This window comes from Desulfovibrio sp. OH1186_COT-070 (genome assembly GCF_003860215.1).
Taxonomy (GTDB): domain Bacteria; phylum Desulfobacterota; class Desulfovibrionia; order Desulfovibrionales; family Desulfovibrionaceae; genus Desulfovibrio.
The window spans coordinates 1-359 of record NZ_RQYH01000216.1 but is presented as its reverse complement, the minus strand read 5'-3'; the positions used below and the strand labels follow the sequence as shown (position 1 = coordinate 359).

At 51.5% G+C, this 359-nt stretch carries 1 protein-coding gene; it reads left to right on the top strand.

The genetic code is table 11. The features are described 5' to 3' along the window. Positions 1–42: 42 nt before the first annotated feature. Complete coding sequence (tnpA, locus tag EII23_RS13730; RefSeq protein WP_409360244.1) at positions 43–261, top strand: IS200/IS605 family transposase; 219 nt, start codon at positions 43–45, stop codon at positions 259–261. Positions 262–359: the final 98 nt, after the last annotated feature.

The window sequence follows — 359 nt, the reverse complement described above, 5'->3', positions numbered from 1 at the left end:
TCCAGGGATCACGTCCACCTTTTCGTTTCCATTCCGCCCCAAGTGACAATCAGCCGCTTGGTGCAGAGGTTGAAGGGCAAAAGCTCGCATAAGTTGCTTCACAGTTTTGAGTCTCTCCGGCGCCAATATTGGGGGCGTCATCTGTGGGCCAGAGGGTATTTTTGTTGCAGCAGCGGCAATGTGACTGACGATGTAATCAAAGCCTATATAGAACAGCAGAGCCATGATGATGGCGATTTCAAAATTGAAGGCGAAGATTGACTTTTGCCAGCCCGCCAAGCTGTCGGCGGATTTCATCCGCAATCGCCAGCTTTAGCTGTTGCCCGATACCACCGGCTTTAGCCGGTGGAGCATTCATT